Annotated in this window: 13 protein-coding genes; 5 read left to right on the top strand and 8 right to left on the bottom strand. The window is 51.4% G+C overall.

Going from position 1 to position 16,443, the window contains the following annotated elements:
* Positions 1-327 precede the first annotated feature (327 nt).
* From yidA to dnaA, 5 genes are all read right to left on the bottom strand, one after another.
* Positions 328-1,143: a sugar-phosphatase gene (gene yidA / locus EAH77_RS23185; RefSeq protein ID WP_140475530.1), complete on the bottom strand. Its 816-nt coding sequence runs from the start codon at positions 1,141-1,143 to the stop codon at positions 328-330.
* A 143-nt stretch (positions 1,144-1,286) separates the two neighbouring features.
* Positions 1,287-3,701 carry a DNA topoisomerase (ATP-hydrolyzing) subunit B gene (gyrB, locus tag EAH77_RS23180; RefSeq protein WP_140475529.1) on the bottom strand — a complete coding sequence of 805 codons (2,415 nt, stop codon included), beginning with the start codon at positions 3,699-3,701 and terminating at the stop codon, positions 1,287-1,289.
* Positions 3,702-3,720: 19 nt separating this feature from the next.
* Positions 3,721-4,809: a DNA replication/repair protein RecF gene (gene recF, locus EAH77_RS23175; RefSeq protein WP_140475527.1), complete on the bottom strand. Its 1,089-nt coding sequence runs from the start codon at positions 4,807-4,809 to the stop codon at positions 3,721-3,723.
* Positions 4,810-4,818: 9 nt separating this feature from the next.
* Positions 4,819-5,919, bottom strand: a complete 1,101-nt coding sequence (gene dnaN / locus EAH77_RS23170; protein WP_140475525.1) for a DNA polymerase III subunit beta — start codon at positions 5,917-5,919, stop codon at positions 4,819-4,821.
* Between the two features lie 4 nt (positions 5,920-5,923).
* Positions 5,924-7,321, bottom strand: coding sequence for a chromosomal replication initiator protein DnaA (gene dnaA / locus EAH77_RS23165; RefSeq protein ID WP_140475523.1), 1,398 nt, complete (start codon positions 7,319-7,321; stop codon positions 5,924-5,926).
* 697 nt (positions 7,322-8,018) lie between these two features.
* Here dnaA and rpmH point away from each other — a divergent pair.
* From rpmH to mnmE, 5 genes are all read left to right on the top strand, one after another.
* The gene (gene rpmH, locus EAH77_RS23155; RefSeq protein ID WP_140475521.1) at positions 8,019-8,159 is read left to right on the top strand and encodes a 50S ribosomal protein L34; all 141 of its coding nucleotides are present in this window, start codon (positions 8,019-8,021) and stop codon (positions 8,157-8,159) included.
* Positions 8,160-8,177: 18 nt separating this feature from the next.
* On the top strand, positions 8,178-8,537 hold the full coding sequence (gene rnpA, locus EAH77_RS23150; protein WP_034794314.1) for a ribonuclease P protein component: 360 nt from the start codon (positions 8,178-8,180) through the stop codon (positions 8,535-8,537).
* Positions 8,501-8,758: a membrane protein insertion efficiency factor YidD gene (gene yidD, locus EAH77_RS23145; protein WP_072009927.1), complete on the top strand. Its 258-nt coding sequence runs from the start codon at positions 8,501-8,503 to the stop codon at positions 8,756-8,758. The genes rnpA and yidD overlap by 37 nt, the downstream gene beginning before the upstream one ends.
* Positions 8,759-8,760: 2 nt before the next feature.
* A complete protein-coding gene (gene yidC / locus EAH77_RS23140; protein WP_140475519.1) occupies positions 8,761-10,395 on the top strand; it encodes a membrane protein insertase YidC in 1,635 nt (544 codons plus the stop codon).
* 128 nt (positions 10,396-10,523) lie between these two features.
* Positions 10,524-11,888 (top strand): tRNA uridine-5-carboxymethylaminomethyl(34) synthesis GTPase MnmE, encoded by a 1,365-nt coding sequence (mnmE, locus tag EAH77_RS23135; protein WP_140475517.1) that lies wholly within the window; start codon positions 10,524-10,526, stop codon positions 11,886-11,888.
* A 259-nt stretch (positions 11,889-12,147) separates the two neighbouring features.
* Here mnmE and EAH77_RS23130 read toward each other — a convergent pair whose 3' ends face one another.
* The 3 genes from EAH77_RS23130 to EAH77_RS23120 form a co-directional block, all read right to left on the bottom strand.
* Entirely contained in the window at positions 12,148-12,741 is a 594-nt protein-coding gene (locus EAH77_RS23130) for a hypothetical protein (RefSeq protein WP_140475515.1), read from the bottom strand.
* Positions 12,742-13,043: 302 nt separating this feature from the next.
* A complete protein-coding gene (locus tag EAH77_RS23125) occupies positions 13,044-14,330 on the bottom strand; it encodes a c-type cytochrome (RefSeq protein WP_206664900.1) in 1,287 nt (428 codons plus the stop codon).
* A gap of 124 nt (positions 14,331-14,454) precedes the next feature.
* Positions 14,455-16,350, bottom strand: a complete 1,896-nt coding sequence (locus tag EAH77_RS23120) for a methyl-accepting chemotaxis protein (protein WP_140475511.1) — start codon at positions 16,348-16,350, stop codon at positions 14,455-14,457.
* Positions 16,351-16,443 lie beyond the last annotated feature (93 nt).

Below are 16,443 nucleotides of genomic sequence, written 5' to 3'. Positions count from 1 at the left end.
TCCAGAGCTGAAAAGGATAAACAACCTACTGTAGCGCTCAGACCGATTCTGGTCTCAGAATTGCTGCACAATTCTATAAAACCGCCCATTGAACTCGTCATCATGGTAGTACCATTTTATATTTTTGTACTACAATGTGGATCACAAAACAGACAATTCGAATTTATGGCAAAGGATGACCAGGAAGAAAACGTGACAAATGAACAACAGCTGAACGCTATAACTGACTGAAAATATGGGTTTTAAAATCACGGGAGGAGAGATGAAACTGATGAGAACAGCCCGTTTTCCGATTAGAAAAAGCAGGCTGATGAGAGCAGGATGAAGTTACTGGCCTAAAACGAACTTATCAATGGCAAACGCCACGCCGTCTTCCATATTGGTTTTGGTCACGAACTGGCTGACGGCTTTTACGCTGTCGAGCGCGTTGCCCATCGCGACACCAATACCAGCGTATTCCAGCATGGCAATGTCGTTTTCCTGATCGCCCAGCGTCATCACGTTTTCACGGGCGATGCCCAGTTTTTCCGACAGTGCTTTCACGCCTTCACCTTTATTCACCCGTTTATCGAGGATTTCAAGGAAGTACGGTGAGCTTTTCATGATGGTATAACGCGCTCTGGCTTCAGCCGGGATCTGGCTGATGGCACGGTCAAGCACGTCGGGATGGTCGATCATCATCACTTTAGGGAAGGTCAGCGCCAAGTCCATTTCTTCTGCCGGGCAGAACTTCAGCGGGATACCGGTGGTGAAGGATTCATGCACGGTGTATCTGCTGACATCCCGATTGGCGGTAAAGAGGTCGGTTTTGGTCAGCGCGTGGAAATGCACACCCAGCTGGCACGCCAGTTTTTCGAAGTAGTGATAATCGTCAATCGTGAGGGAAATTTCGGCGATTACGCTGCCATCTTGCGCATTATGCACCAATGCACCGTTGTTGGTTATGCAGTAACATCCCTCTTGCTGTAAATCCAACTCCTGCAAATAACGCTCGACCCCCATGTAAGGGCGGCCGGTCGCCAGAACAATTTGAACCCCTTTTGCGCGGGCGGCGGCCAAAGCCTGTTTTACGGCAGGAGTGACTTCATGCTGCGGATTGAGCAACGTGCCATCCATATCAATTGCAATTAATTCAATAGCCATAGCATCCTCTGAAGTGTCAGTGTCTGGCTTAATGCTAGCGCGATACGACGCGGCAAAGCCAGCCTGAAGTTGCCGGATTGAGGATAAAAAAATCCGAAGACAGTTTCCTGCTTCGGATTTTATTTCACGCAACTCGCGACGAGTTAAATGTCGATGTTAGCTGCTTTAAGTGCGTTATCTTCGATAAACGCACGACGCGGTTCAACGGCATCACCCATCAGGGTGGTAAACAGCTGATCCGCAGCAATAGCATCTTTAATGGTTACGCGCAGCATACGGCGTTGTTCTGGGTCCATGGTGGTTTCCCACAGCTGATCGGGGTTCATTTCGCCCAAACCTTTGTAACGCTGTATTGAAAGGCCGCGACGCGACTCTTTCACCAGCCATTCCAGCGCCTGTTCGAAGCTGGCGATCGGCTGACGGCGCTCGCCACGCTCGATGAAGGCATCTTCTTCAATCAGGCCGCGCAGTTTTTCGCCCAAAGTACAGAGTTTGCGGTATTCGCCGCCGTGAACGAAATCAAAGTCGAGATCGTAATCGGTATCCACACCATGAGTACGGATGCGCAGAACCGGTTCGAACATCTGACGTTCGCGGTTTTCACGCACAATCGCACTGTAGCTGCTGCCGTGCTGTTCTTTTTCGTTCAGCATCGCCACCAGAGATTCCATCCAGTCCTGAACTTTTGCCTGATCGGTGAGATCGGCTTCGTGCAGCGTTGGCTGGTAAACCAGACGGTTCAGCAGAGCGCGCGGGAAACGACGCTCCATACGGCCAATCATTTTTTGTACGCTGTAATGTTCGGCAACCAGTTTTTCCAGTGCTTCACCCGCCAGCGCCGGAGCGTGAGCATTGGTGTGCAAGGTCGCGCCGTCCATTGCGATGGAGATCTGGTACTGATCCATCGCTTCATCATCTTTAATATACTGTTCTTGTTTGCCTTTTTTGACTTTATACAGCGGCGGCTGGGCGATATATACGTGGCCACGCTCAATAATTTCAGGCATCTGACGGAAGAAGAAGGTCAGCAGCAAAGTACGGATGTGAGAGCCATCGACGTCGGCATCGGTCATGATGATGATGCTGTGATAGCGCAGTTTATCCGGGTTGTACTCGTCACGACCAATGCCGCAACCGAGCGCGGTGATAAGCGTCGCCACTTCCTGCGAAGAGAGCATTTTGTCGAAACGCGCTTTCTCAACGTTAAGAATTTTACCTTTGAGCGGCAAAATCGCCTGGTTCTTACGGTTACGGCCTTGTTTTGCTGAGCCGCCCGCTGAGTCCCCTTCCACTAAATACAGTTCGGAATGAGCCGGGTCACGTTCCTGACAGTCAGCTAATTTGCCCGGCAAACCTGCGAGATCCAACGCGCCTTTACGACGGGTCATTTCACGGGCTTTACGCGCCGCTTCACGAGCGCGGGCTGCATCGATGATTTTCCCAACCACGATTTTCGCATCGCCTGGGTTTTCCATCAGATAATCAACCAGCTTCTCGTTCATCAGTGACTCAACGGCGGTCTTCACTTCGGAAGAAACCAGTTTGTCTTTAGTCTGAGAAGAAAACTTAGGATCCGGGACTTTTACCGACACCACGGCAATCAGGCCTTCACGGGCGTCATCACCGGTGGCGCTGATTTTGGATTTCTTGCTGTAGCCTTCTTTATCCATGTACGCGTTGAGGGTACGGGTCATCGCTGAACGGAAACCAACCAAATGGGTGCCGCCGTCGCGCTGGGGGATATTGTTGGTGAAGCAGTAAATGTTTTCCTGGAAACCGTCATTCCACTGTAACGCCACTTCCACACCGATATCATCTTTCATGGTAGAGAAATAGAACACCGTTGGGTGGATAGGGGTTTTGTTCTTGTTCAGGTACTGCACGAAGGCTTTGATGCCACCTTCGTAGTGGAAGTGATCGTTCTTGCCATCACGCTTGTCCAGCAGGCGGATCGCTACACCGGAGTTGAGGAAAGACAGTTCACGAAGGCGTTTCGCCAGAATGTCATACTCAAACTCTATGTTATTGGTGAAGGTGTTGTAGCTCGGCCAGAAGCGCACGGTCGTGCCGGTTGCTTCGGTCTCACCCACCACTTTCAGCGGGTTTTGCGGCTCGCCGTGGACGTAAGTTTGCTCATGCACCTTGCCTTCGCGGCGGATAACCAGTTCAAGTTTTTCCGACAGGGCGTTAACGACGGAAACACCCACGCCATGAAGACCGCCAGACACTTTGTACGAGTTATCATCAAATTTACCGCCAGCATGCAGAACGGTCATGATGACCTGAGCGGCGGAAACGCCCTCTTCTTCATGGATGCCAGTCGGAATACCACGGCCATCATCCTGAACGGAAACAGAGTTGTCTTCGTGGATCGTGACTTGAATCTCTTTACAGTGGCCAGCGAGGGCTTCGTCGATAGAGTTGTCCACAACCTCGAATACCATGTGGTGCAGACCAGTGCCGTCATCGGTATCGCCGATATACATGCCGGGGCGCTTACGCACCGCGTCCAGCCCTTTTAATACCTTGATACTTGAGGAGTCATAAGAATTCGACATCAACGTTTCTCGCTCATTTTTAGTCCTGTGATAGAACGGCTATTTTACCCTGTTCCACGCGGAACATCTTGCCCTTTTCACCCACCATATCGGTAACTTGCTCAGCGCCGATAGCGCTGACAAATACCTGTGCTTGGGTGGCTTTCAGGCGATCGGCCAGCAACCGACGTCGGTCGGCGTCCAGCTCGGAGGCAAAATCGTCAAGAAGATACAGGCAACGCCGCCCGCTCTGTCGGGTGAGGAACTCACCCTGCGCTAACCGAAGCGCACACATCAATAATTTCAACTGCCCGCGTGATAGCAAATCTTCCACCGGCGTACCATCGGCACGGATGCGAAAATCGGCTTTATGCGGACCCGATGCGGTATAAGTTAAGGCTCTGTCGCGTTCAAAGTTACGCTCCAGTAGCTCGCCGTATTCCGTCTCTTTGTCCCATCCACGCTGGAAAGAGAAGCTGAGGGCAAACTCTGGCAGGAACTGCGCACAGGTCGCGCTGATATCAGCTGCGATTGCGTCGCTGTAAGCCGCCCGCCATTCGCTGATGCGCTCGGCTAACGGGATTAATTCCTGATCCCAGGCACGAACTTGCGCATAGCGGCTCACCTGGCGCAGCGCGGCGTTGCGCTGCTTGAGTAACCGTCGCAGGTTGCTCCAGGCGATAAAAAAACCGGGATCGTGGTGGAAACAACCCCAGTCGAGAAACGCCCGCCGGTACTTCGGTCCGCCATTAAGCAGGGTGAAGCCTTCGGGCGTGATAAGTTGCATCGGCAACATCTGTGCCAGCTCAGAGACTTTGTGCCCGTCGCTGCCATCAATGCGTACTTTGCTGTCTCCCTGCCGGCTTTTACTCAGACCGACGGAGATCTCGCGTTCGCCACCGTCATTAATGCGGCCATGCAGAATAAATTCAGCCTGATCGTGGCGGATAACCCGCCCGGCCTGCAAACTGCGAAAAGCACGCCCGTGCCCGAGCGTGTATATCGCTTCCAGCACGCTGGTTTTACCGCTGCCATTGGGACCGACCAGAAAATTGAAACCGGGCGACGGGTCTAAATCCGCCGCCTCGATGTTGCGGAAATCTTTTATCAGTAAGCGCGTGAGAGCCATTAATTCAAATCAAAGCCTCATCGGCATGACAACGTAGGCTGCCGACTGGCTGGCTGCGTCCTCAATTTGCACGCTGGAAACCGAGTCGGTCAGCAGCAAGTTGACGTCTTCACACTTCAGCGCGTTGAGGACATCCAATACATAGCTGACGTTAAAACCGATTTCCATTTCGGTGCCCTCATAGCCCACATCCAGGATCTCTTCCGCTTCTTCCTGCTCAGGGTTGTTCGCCGTAATTTTCAGCTGGTTATGGCTGACATATAGACGAACGCCGCGGAACTTCTCGTTGGAGAGGATCGCTGCGCGGGCAAACGCCTGTTTCAGCAGGTCACAACCGGCTTGCAGGGTTTTGTCGGGATTCTTCGGCAATACGCGGCGATAATCAGGGAAACGACCATCAACCAGCTTCGAGGTAAAGATGAACTCGCCAACGTGAGCACGAATGTTGTTGCTGCCGATTTGCAGCCGCAGCAGCGCTTCACCGCCGTCAAGCAGACGCACCAGTTCCATCACACCTTTACGCGGCACGATCACCGAATGCGAAGGCAACGCCTGGCCGATTGGCATGGAACAGACCGCAAGACGGTGGCCATCGGTGGCCACGGTACGCAGTTCTTCACCTTCGGTTTCGAACAGCATGCCGTTTAAATAGTAACGAACGTCCTGATGCGCCATAGAGAACTGTGTGGCTTCAATCAGACGTTTCAACGTGGCCTGTGGCAGGGTGAATTCCACCTCGCTTTGCCAGTCGTCAAGATTGGGGAAATCGGTAGCGGGTAAGGTCGACAGCGAGAAACGGCTGCGGCCTGATTTCACCAACATGCGGTCGCCGTCCAACGCCACGGAAATTTCCGCACCGTCAGGCAAACCACGGCAGATATCAAAGAATTTACGCGCCGGTACAGTGGTCGCGCCCGCTTCATGGGGTTGGGACAGGGCCACTTTCGCCACCATCTCCATTTCCAGATCGGTCCCGGTCAGCAACAGCGAGCCTTCAGTGACCTGCAATAACAGGTTACCGAGAATAGGCAGCGTTGGTCGTCCACCCAGCGGGCTACTGACCTGTTGCAGTGGTTTTAGCAAATGCTCACGTTCAACAATAAATTTCATAGCGCTAGGAGGATAATGTTCTGATTAAGTTGGAGAAATCTTCTTTGATGTCGTGACTTTCTTCACGCAGCTGCTCAATTTTTCGGCAGGCGTGCAACACCGTTGTATGATCGCGACCACCGAACGCATCGCCGATTTCTGGCAGGCTGTGGTTGGTGAGCTCTTTTGCCAGCGCCATCGCCATCTGGCGTGGACGGGCAACCGAACGGGAACGCCGTTTGGAAAGCAAGTCTGCGATCTTGATCTTATAATACTCGGCCACCGTTTTCTGAATATTATCAATGGTGACCAACTTCTCTTGCAGCGCCAATAAATCGCGCAGCGCTTCACGAACGAAGTCGATGGTGATCGCCCGTCCGGTAAAGTTGGCATTGGCGATAACCCGGTTCAGAGCGCCCTCAAGTTCACGGACGTTAGAACGCAGACGTTTAGCAATAAAGAACGCCACTTCACCCGGCAGACGAATATTATTTTCGTCTGCTTTCTTCATCAGGATCGCCACGCGGGTTTCGAGCTCAGGCGGTTCGATCGCTACGGTCAAACCCCAACCGAAGCGGGATTTCAGGCGATCTTCTACACCATTGATCTCTTTTGGATAGCGATCTGACGTCAGGATGATCTGCTGATTACCTTCCAGCAGGGCATTGAAGGTGTGGAAAAACTCTTCCTGTGAACGCTCTTTATTAGCAAAAAATTGGATGTCATCGATAAGCAGGGCATCGACCGATCGGTAATAGCGTTTGAACTCCTCAATGGCATTGTTTTGCAGGGCTTTAACCATGTCCTGGACAAAACGTTCGGAGTGCATATACACCACTTTTGCATTGGCTTTACGCGCCATGATGCCGTTGCCAACCGCATGCAATAAGTGGGTTTTACCGAGACCGGTACCACCATAAAGGAATAAAGGGTTGTATGCGCCGCCCGGGTTATCAGCCACCTGGCGTGCCGCTGCGCGGGCCAACTGGTTCGATTTACCTTCAACGAAGTTATCAAAGGTGTGCTTAGGGTTGACGTTAGAACGGTAAGACAATTCGGGTTGCGCCGCAGAGCTGTCCCAGCTAGGCCGCGAAGGTGCAAGGCGCGGTACCGGTTGGTGAGCTGCCGGAGAGCTGACGCTTGCGGTGGTAACAGGCTGATTCACACGCTGGATGAGCGGCTTACTGCCCACTTCAAACCGCAGCAATGGCGCAGCAGGGCCACAGAAATCGTTGAGCAATCCATTGATGTTGTTTAAGTATTTATCTCTCACCCAATCCAGGACAAAACGATTCGGTGCGTAAAGCGCCAAAGTGTTGTCACTGAGTTCCGCCTGCAAAGGGCGTATCCACATACTGAATTCTGTGGCAGGTAACTCATCCTGCAAACGGGCAAGACATTGCTGCCAAAGCGAAAGTGACACGGCGGACTCCACTCGAACAAGATCAAAAAAAGAAAAGGATCAGGATATTTTTTAAATCATGATTTTTGGCACACGTTCCGCCCGGCATCGCGGAGGATAAATCTTCACATCACCCTGTCAGCAATTTGAAGCAACGTGCGAACCACTTTTTGCGGTTTTATCGAAAGCAAATCGGCTAGGATCGCGATCGGAATGGCGGATCATAACGCAATCCGGCACAGAGATCCTCCCCTTCCTGACAGATTAGATCCTTTTTATCCACAGGCTCCGATCCGCAGGTGGGTAAGCTTAGCCGATCCTTAAAAAATTAGGTGACGTTATCGTCACGGTGGCGAAAAAATAGGATTCCACTGACGCATTTCTGCGCACGACGATCATGGGATTCGGGGAGAAATGCATCAGGATCGCGCGGGGATCCTTGCGCTTTATGGAGGAGTCCGTATAATCCTCAGCCCTACGTGTGATGCCTGTGTTCCTGATGGTCATAGCCAGATGGGATTAAGCGGTGACCACGGGCCATTATGGCATCTCTGGTAAATAGATCTGGCGACTTTCTGGTAATGTAAATTGACTCAGGACTGTACAGTTATTACAATCCCGCTTCTTTATATGTTGCGATAAAGGCATCGGTCGTTTTTTCGCCGACAGCCAACGCGTTTACTGATCAGTAATAATTTAAGTTTAGGTAGAAATCGCTATGAAACGCACTTTCCAACCGTCCGTATTGAAGCGCAACCGTAGCCACGGTTTCCGTGCTCGTATGGCAACCAAAAATGGTCGTCTGGTTCTGGCCCGCCGTCGTGCGAAAGGCCGTACCCGTCTGTCAGCATCTAAGTAATAAAAGCTAACCTATTTAGTGGTTAAGCTCGCTTTTCCCAGGGAGTTACGCTTGTTAACTCCCCGTCATTTCACTTTCGTCTTCCAGCAGCCACAACGGGCTGGCACGCCGCAAATTACGATACTCGGCCGCCTGAACGAGCTGGGGCATCCCCGCATGGGTCTCACTGTCGCCAAAAAACACGTCAAACGCGCTCATGAGCGTAACCGGATCAAACGTCTAACCCGCGAAAGTTTCCGGCTACTTCAGCATAAGTTGCCTTCGATGGATTTTGTGGTGGTTGCCAAAAAGGGTGTCGCCGATTTAGACAATCGCGCATTGACGGAAGCGTTGGAGAAATTATGGCGTCGACATTGCCGGCAGGCTCCCGCATCCTGATCGGGCTGATACGTGGTTATCAGCTTTTTATCAGTCCCTTGCTTGGGCCGCATTGTCGTTTTCGACCAACCTGCTCTCAATACGGTATTGAAGCAATTGGTCGTTTTGGCATGTTAAAAGGCAGTTGGTTGACATTGAAACGCGTATTAAAATGCCATCCTTTGAACCCAGGTGGTGATGACCCCGTGCCGCCGAAAACCGACAATAACAGAGAACTCTAACGATGGATTCGCAACGCAATCTTTTTCTCATCGCTCTGCTGTTCGTGTCTTTCATGATCTGGCAGGCCTGGCAGACGGACCACGCTCCGCAACCAGCCAACCAGACCATACAACAGACAGCGAATACTGCTAACGGCGATGCTGCTAACCAGGCCGTTCCTGGCAGCGGACAGGGCAAAATGATCACGGTTAATACTGACGTGCTTTCATTAACCATCAATACCCGTGGTGGCGACATTGAGCAGGCCTTACTGACCGCTTACCCAACGTCTCTGGGTTCAAACCAACCGTTCCAGCTTCTGGAAACGACACCTAATTTCATCTATCAGGCTCAAAGCGGTCTGACAGGTAAAAACGGTCCTGATAACCCGGCTAACGGCGAACGTCCTCTGTTCAAAGCAAGCCAGGATGACTTCACTTTAGGTGAAGGCCAGGCTGAATTGCGCATTCCTCTGACCTACACGGCTCAGAATGGCGCAGTGATCACCAAAACCTTCGTTATCAAGCGTGGCTCTTACGCCGTCAATGTTGAGTACAACATCAACAACACCACCCCGGCACCGCTTGAAATGACCATGTTCGGCCAACTGCGTCAAACCACTGACCTGCCGAAACATAAAGACACCGGAAGCAATAACTTCGCTCTGCATACTTTCCGCGGCGCGGCGTACTCTTCCAGCGATGACAAATATCAGAAGTATGCGTTCGATAAGAGCGATGCGCTGAATGTCACGACGCAAGGCGGCTGGGTTGCCATGTTGCAGCAATATTTTGCTACTGCGTGGATCCCATCAGCGAACGATACCAACCACTTCTACACCACCACCAACAACGGTATCTCGGCCGTCGGCTTTAAAGGCACGCCGTTTGTTGTTCAGCCAGGTGCGCAGCAACAAGTTGCTTCAACCTTGTGGGTTGGCCCGGAAATTCAGGACAAAATGGCCGCTATCGCGCCACACCTTGACCTGACCGTAGACTACGGCTGGTTGTGGTTCATCTCTCAGCCGCTGTTCAAACTGTTGAAGTTTATCCACAGCTTCATCGGTAACTGGGGCTTCTCCATCATCATCATCACCTTTATTGTCCGCGGTATCATGTACCCACTGACCCGCGCTCAGTACACGTCGATGGCCAAAATGCGTATGCTGCAGCCGAAACTGGCCGCGATGCGTGAACGTATTGGTGATGACAAACAGCGCATGAGTCAGGAGATGATGGCGCTGTATAAAGCTGAGAAAGTGAACCCGTTGGGAGGTTGTCTGCCGCTGGTTATCCAGATGCCAATCTTCCTGGCGCTGTATTACATGCTGTCTGGCTCCATTGAATTGCGCCACGCGCCGTTCGCCCTGTGGATCCATGACCTGTCAGCGCAAGACCCGTACTACATTCTGCCGATCCTGATGGGTATCACGATGTTCTTCATTCAGAAGATGTCGCCGACCACCGTCACAGACCCGATGCAGCAGAAGATCATGACCTTCATGCCGGTCATCTTCACCGTGTTCTTCCTGTGGTTCCCATCCGGTCTGGTGCTGTACTACATCGTCAGCAACATGGTAACCATTCTCCAGCAGCAGTTGATTTATCGCGGTCTGGAAAAACGTGGCCTGCACAGCCGCGACAAGAAAAAATCATAAGTTTACGCTAAGCTCAGGACGGGTTCCGTCCTGATAGCCAAACGGATGATACAAAGACAAAGGCGGTCATTTGACCGCCTTTTGCACATTCATTCTTCAACACTGCGTCAAAACAGAGACAAACCGCTATGAGCACCTCAGAGACCATCGTTGCCCAAGCCACACCTCCCGGCCGGGGCGGAGTCGGCATTCTGCGCGTTTCGGGCCGTGCTGCCAGCCAGATTGCGCAGGAAATCTTAGGTAAATTGCCGAAACCCCGTTACGCAGATTATCTGCCGTTTCGAGATGCTGATGGCTCAACGCTCGATCAGGGTATTGCACTGTGGTTCCCCGGCCCGAACTCGTTTACTGGCGAGGATGTGCTTGAATTGCAGGGTCACGGTGGTCCGGTGATCCTCGACCTGTTGCTAAAACGTATTATCTCGTTAGACGGCGTACGTATTGCGCGCCCCGGCGAGTTCTCTGAACGTGCGTTCCTCAATGACAAACTCGATTTAGCGCAGGCTGAAGCCATCGCCGACCTGATTGATGCCAGTTCCGAGCAGGCAGCACGTTCGGCAGTTAACTCGTTGCAGGGCGTCTTCTCCAGGCGTATTCACCATCTGGTGGAAGCGCTCACTCACCTGCGAATCTTTGTCGAAGCGGCAATCGACTTCCCGGATGAGGAAATTGATTTCTTGTCTGATGGTAAAATTGAAGCCCAGCTCAACACGGTCATTGACGACCTTGATGCCGTGCGCGCCGAGGCGCGTCAGGGCAGCCTGCTGCGTGAAGGGATGAAAGTGGTGATTGCCGGTCGCCCGAATGCCGGAAAGTCCAGCCTGCTCAATGCGCTGGCCGGTCGCGAAACAGCCATCGTGACGGATATTGCCGGTACCACGCGCGACGTACTGCGCGAACATATTCACCTCGACGGCATGCCGTTGCATATCATCGACACCGCCGGGCTGCGTGAGGCCAGCGACGAAGTTGAGCGAATTGGTATCGAACGTGCGTGGAATGAGATCGAACAGGCCGACTTAGTGCTCTTTATGGTTGACGGCACCACCACCAGCGCCACTGAACCCGCGCAAATCTGGCCGGAATTTATGGCCCGCTTACCCGCCACATTACCTCTCGTTGTTGTCCGAAATAAGGCCGACATCACAGGCGAATCCCTAAGCATGGAAAAAGTGAATGCTCACTCACTTATTCGTCTGTCAGCGCGTACGGGGGATGGCATCGACCTGCTACGTGACCATCTGAAACAGGTGATGGGTTTTAATCACAATATGGAAGGCGGTTTTCTGGCCCGTCGTCGCCACTTACAGGCGCTGGAACTGGCGGCAGAGCACCTGATTCAGGGTAAAGACCAACTTATCGGCGCACGCGCTGGAGAGCTACTGGCCGAAGAGCTGCGCATGGCACAACTCGCGCTGAGTGAAATCACCGGCGAGTTCACGTCCGATGATTTACTGGGACGCATCTTCTCCAGTTTCTGTATTGGTAAGTGATTTGACCGCAGAAACACAAAAACCCACATCGAAAAATGTGGGTTTTTTATTGGGTTAATGAAATCCAGCTCAGCAGACCTGATAAGCACGTCCGGTCTGGTGTACCAAAAACCTCAGGGGCTTGCAGAGCCTGTCTGACGGTATTTGAACCCGGCCCCCAGTTTCCAGGCACTATAAGGGGCAGGATGAATGATAATTCTCAGTACAGAATAAATATGAAAAGTGCTCACCACTGACATTACATTATGATTTTTTGAGACTATACATTTTTAAATAATTTGATGGGGATCATATGTGATAATGGTGCTGGTATATTAAATTTAACTATATTATCTTTAATTCTATAGTGCCCTGAATCATTAGTCCATTCCTGTAAAATACCCAATCTAAACAGCATATCACCCGCAAGATAAACATCTTTCGCATAAACATTTCCAGGCGTTCTATTTCTTCTGTTTGCTATTTTTAATCTAAAATTCGCATAAGTATTCTGTTTACTTGAGTTATTTGTATCAAACAACTCTCTTGTTAGGCTGGTATGTCCAAGATATGTCTTACTTGTTTTTAACACCATGTTTTCAATATCATTTTCAGCCATTAAAATTAACTCAAAAGGATTATCCACAGTGACAACATAAATCCATTTACCATTGGGTATTCTTATTAACCCTGGGTCATCAATATTTTGACATGCATAAACCCCACTGTTTAATTTTAAAGAAAATATATCCCCCCTGAATACTTCCTCTTGAATTCTCGCCTTAGAACTGATCGGAATCATATTCATCCGTGATTCAAAGGCAGGACTCAGTATAGCTTGGAAATATTCAAGCTTCGCTTTTTCGATCCGCATATCGCTTTCTCATTAAAGGGTGGGGATATATTCTATACTAAATTAATCAGTGTGTGGCTGTATTGCTTTTTCTATTCCTTTCATTATATGACTGGCCACATAGCTTACTAAAAGACGACAAAGATTTTCGTCCTTTCGTTGGAGTGCTTCATCTTAGAAGCTAATTTTCAAGCGGAAACGGTCGACGCCATTGCGGGTCCATTGCACTGCATCGACATGGTTTGTTTCACCCAAGCGATCGGTAAACAGGGCATTTAACGCTGTGAGCTAAGCGACAGAACTTTCCACTTCTGGACGTACCGTCAATTACTGACCTGACTTTGCTTCGCCGTTAGTTTACGCATCTCATTCACCTGCGCAGCAGTGACTGCGCGAGCCTGATTTCCCCAACCATGACGGATAAAGGTCAAGACATCGGCGATCTCTTTATCATCCAGTTCCGCCGAAAAACCCGGCATTTTGATATCTTTGGGAGTGAACTGCGTCGTCGGAGCATGCGATCCGTTAAGCACCAAATTAATCAGGGAGGACGGATCATCACTGACCACAACGGGGTTTTGCGCCAGCGGCGGATAACGGTTTGTCTCGCCCTGCCCGCTGGAAAGATGGCAATCAGCACAGTGGTCCAGGTAAAGTTGTGCGCCGGGTATCGAAGCGACTGCATTATCCAGCCTGTTGGTGGTTCCATTATCGTTAACCTGCACCCGGAAATTTCCGTCCGCAGGGAATGACTTCAGGTAGGCCGCTATCGCCTGACGATCAGCATCACTGAGGTATTGCGTGCTGTTGTGGATGACCTCCGCCATGGAGCCGAACGCCGTCGCTCTTTCAATGTGCCCGAGCTTCAAGAACTGGCTGATTTCCCCTTCATTCCACTGCCCCAAACCGGTTGTGGTATCACCGCGCAGGTTAGGGGCATGCCAGCCCTCCAGCGTGCCGCCAGAGAGATAACGGGTCGAGGTCTGATCCAGCGCTTTTTCCTGATAACCCACGCCACGTGGCGTATGGCAACTGCCACAATGCCCTAATCCCTGAACCAGATAAGCCCCCCGGTTCCAGTCTGCCGTTTTTTGCGGATCGGAATAGTAAGTCTGTGATGCCGCGAAAATATTATCCCACAGCGCCAACGGAAAACGCTGATTAAGAGGGAACGGGATGTCACTGTGCCGATTTTCCTGCCTGACAGCCGGAACCTGATACATAAAATAAACATATAAATCATGTACATCATGGTCGGTAATTTTACTGAACGAAGGATAGGGCATTGCAGGGTATAAATGATGGCCATCTTTGGCGATACCTTCGCGCAAGGCCCGGCTGAAGTCTTGTTCCGAATAGTTGCCAATACCGGTTTCAACGTCAGGCGTGATATTGGTCGAATAGATTGCCCCAAATGGCATCATCATTTTCAGGCCACCTGCGAAAGACGGGCGACCCACGGCGGTATGGCAGGCGATGCAATCCCCCGCACGCGATAAATACTCGCCCGACTTAATTTGTGCGAGATTTACCATCGCAGCCTGAACCCCGGCGCAGCTCAGATAGCTTCCCAGCGCTATGGCGGCACACCATCCCGTTCGCATTTTCATTCGCATCCTCATATATTCCCTCATCCTTAAGTGTGCGACGTCTAAGCCTGGCTTGCAGGATATATTGCGCTAAAAAGAAAAAACCCGGCAGTTGCCTGCCGGGCCTGAGTCTGTATGCACAAAATCAGAGTTTAAAACCCGCTACCACGGTTTCCAGTTGCAGCGTCTGGTCTTGCATGGCCTGAGCGGCGGCAGAAACCTGTTCCACCAGCGCGGCGTTCTGCTGCGTGGTGTTATCAAGCTGAGTGATCGCGATATTCACCTGCTCAATACCAAGGCTCTGCTCCTGGCTCGAGGACATAATCTCGCTCATCAGTGTTGCCACATTATTAACACCCACCATCAATTCATCCATGGTGCTGCCTGCGGTGGCGACCAGTTGGCTACCGGTGGCGATGTCAGCGACTGAATCTTCAATGAGCTTCTTGATTTCGCGCGCGGAGGTCGCCGAGCGCTGTGCCAGACTGCGAACTTCTGAGGCAACCACCGCGAAGCCACGCCCTTGTTCACCCGCACGAGCCGCTTCAACCGCCGCGTTCAGCGCCAGAATGTTGGTCTGGAAAGCGATTCCGTCAATCACACTGATGATGTCGACAATTTTCTTCGAGGAACCATTGATAGATCCCATGGTGTCCACGACCTGCCGCACCACCCGCGTACCTTTCTCTGCCACCGCTGAAGCATCACGCGCCAGCTGGTTTGCCCCTTCAGCATTCCCGGCATTTTGCTTCACGGTGCTGGTCAACTGTTCCATAGATGCTGCGGTTTGTTCGATGGAGCTCGCCTGTTCCTCGGTTCGCGCCGAGAGATCAAGGTTACCGCTGGCAATCTGGCGTGATGCCGAGGCGATCGCCAATGTGCTGTCACCCACCTGTTTGAGTATTGATTGCAGGAAGTCGAGGAAGTCATTGAAGCTGTGGTTCACCGCGTCAAATTCCGGGCTGCTGCTTTGCGGTAAACGCTGCGTCAAATCGGCACCACCAGCAGAAAGCTGGCTGATGTTTTTATGCAGCGCCGCAAGCTGACGCATGAAAATTTTGATCGCCACAATCAGTACCAGCAACAGCAGTAACACCATCGGGATTTGCACCAACCCCAGGCTGGTAAGAATACTGTGGGTGCGCTGCAACAGCTGACTGGTTGGCATGTCGGTCACGATGTACCACGGCCCCTGAATGTTGCTCATAAACAGGGTGTGATCGGTCCCATCATTGTTGTAATCCGCCACCAGATTGCTGCTGTCTTTTATCTGATCGAGACTTCTGCGGATCTGTGCTGCCAGCGGTGACTGCTCACCGAGTGAAGTCAGCTTCGGCAGTTTTTCATCGCTGCTGTGGCTGGTACCGACAATAGTGCCGTCCTGCTGAACAATATAAATGACACCATGAACCTTTTTCTCCATGTCGGTGACCAACTGGTTGAAGAAGCCCAGAGTCACGTCGATGGTGGCCACCCCCCACTGCTTGTCGCCTTTATAAATAGCCATTGCGCAGTTAGTTCGCGGTTGGGTGCTGGCATCGTCAAAATAGGCTGGTGCCCAGATACATTGGCCTTTTTCACCTTTTAACGCCGCCTGATACCAGGACTGCTCGAAGTAATTAGGCGATTCCGCACTGTTCCAGAAGGTGTTGACGGTCAATTCATTGTTCGCGTTGCGGGCGAAGAAGGTACTGAATTTTACCTTCGCGGGATCGCGCTGATTGGGTAGCGGCCAGATACCGCCGCCAAACACTGCACGGTCGCCGTACTGATCCACCAGCGAGGGTAAGAGTGTATCGATTGACGCGCTGTCCATCTGCGCCACGCTTTGGGTAATACTGCGAACCTGAGACTCGACTTTATTCAGACGGTCATTAATAACGACGGCAATGTCCCCCACCTGATTGGCGACCAACGTGCTTTCAGCCTGTTTCAGTTTAGGAGAGATAAAGACCTGGATGACGATGAGCGTAACGATAATCAGTAAAATGAAAAATAAGCTGATTAAGGTAATAAAGCGGGATTGCGTTGTTTTTAACATATTCGCGGTACTCACAGGCAAAGCAGCGAGATCGCTGCTCTACTACTAACGGCATTTTCTGGCGTTTCTTTATGTGCTTTTTGCGGATATATC

The organism is Ewingella americana (assembly GCF_006438725.1).
GTDB lineage: Bacteria > Pseudomonadota > Gammaproteobacteria > Enterobacterales > Enterobacteriaceae > Ewingella > Ewingella americana_A.
The sequence above is the reverse complement of the archived record's forward strand: the minus strand, read 5'-3'. Positions and strand labels throughout refer to the sequence as shown.

What these genes read in the sequence shown, in the direction of transcription:
- EAH77_RS23120 (WP_140475511.1), bottom strand. Translation starts at nt 16,350, where the DNA reads ATGTTAAAAACAACGCAATCCCGCTTTATTACCTTAATCAGCTTATTT.
- EAH77_RS23130 (WP_140475515.1), bottom strand. Translation starts at nt 12,741, where the DNA reads ATGCGGATCGAAAAAGCGAAGCTTGAATATTTCCAAGCTATACTGAGT.
- yidC (WP_140475519.1), top strand. Translation starts at nt 8,761, where the DNA reads ATGGATTCGCAACGCAATCTTTTTCTCATCGCTCTGCTGTTCGTGTCT.
- yidD (WP_072009927.1), top strand. Translation starts at nt 8,501, where the DNA reads ATGGCGTCGACATTGCCGGCAGGCTCCCGCATCCTGATCGGGCTGATA.
- recF (WP_140475527.1), bottom strand. Translation starts at nt 4,809, where the DNA reads ATGGCTCTCACGCGCTTACTGATAAAAGATTTCCGCAACATCGAGGCG.
- rpmH (WP_140475521.1), top strand. Translation starts at nt 8,019, where the DNA reads ATGAAACGCACTTTCCAACCGTCCGTATTGAAGCGCAACCGTAGCCAC.
- gyrB (WP_140475529.1), bottom strand. Translation starts at nt 3,701, where the DNA reads ATGTCGAATTCTTATGACTCCTCAAGTATCAAGGTATTAAAAGGGCTG.
- mnmE (WP_140475517.1), top strand. Translation starts at nt 10,524, where the DNA reads ATGAGCACCTCAGAGACCATCGTTGCCCAAGCCACACCTCCCGGCCGG.
- dnaN (WP_140475525.1), bottom strand. Translation starts at nt 5,919, where the DNA reads ATGAAATTTATTGTTGAACGTGAGCATTTGCTAAAACCACTGCAACAG.
- EAH77_RS23125 (WP_206664900.1), bottom strand. Translation starts at nt 14,330, where the DNA reads ATGAAAATGCGAACGGGATGGTGTGCCGCCATAGCGCTGGGAAGCTAT.
- yidA (WP_140475530.1), bottom strand. Translation starts at nt 1,143, where the DNA reads ATGGCTATTGAATTAATTGCAATTGATATGGATGGCACGTTGCTCAAT.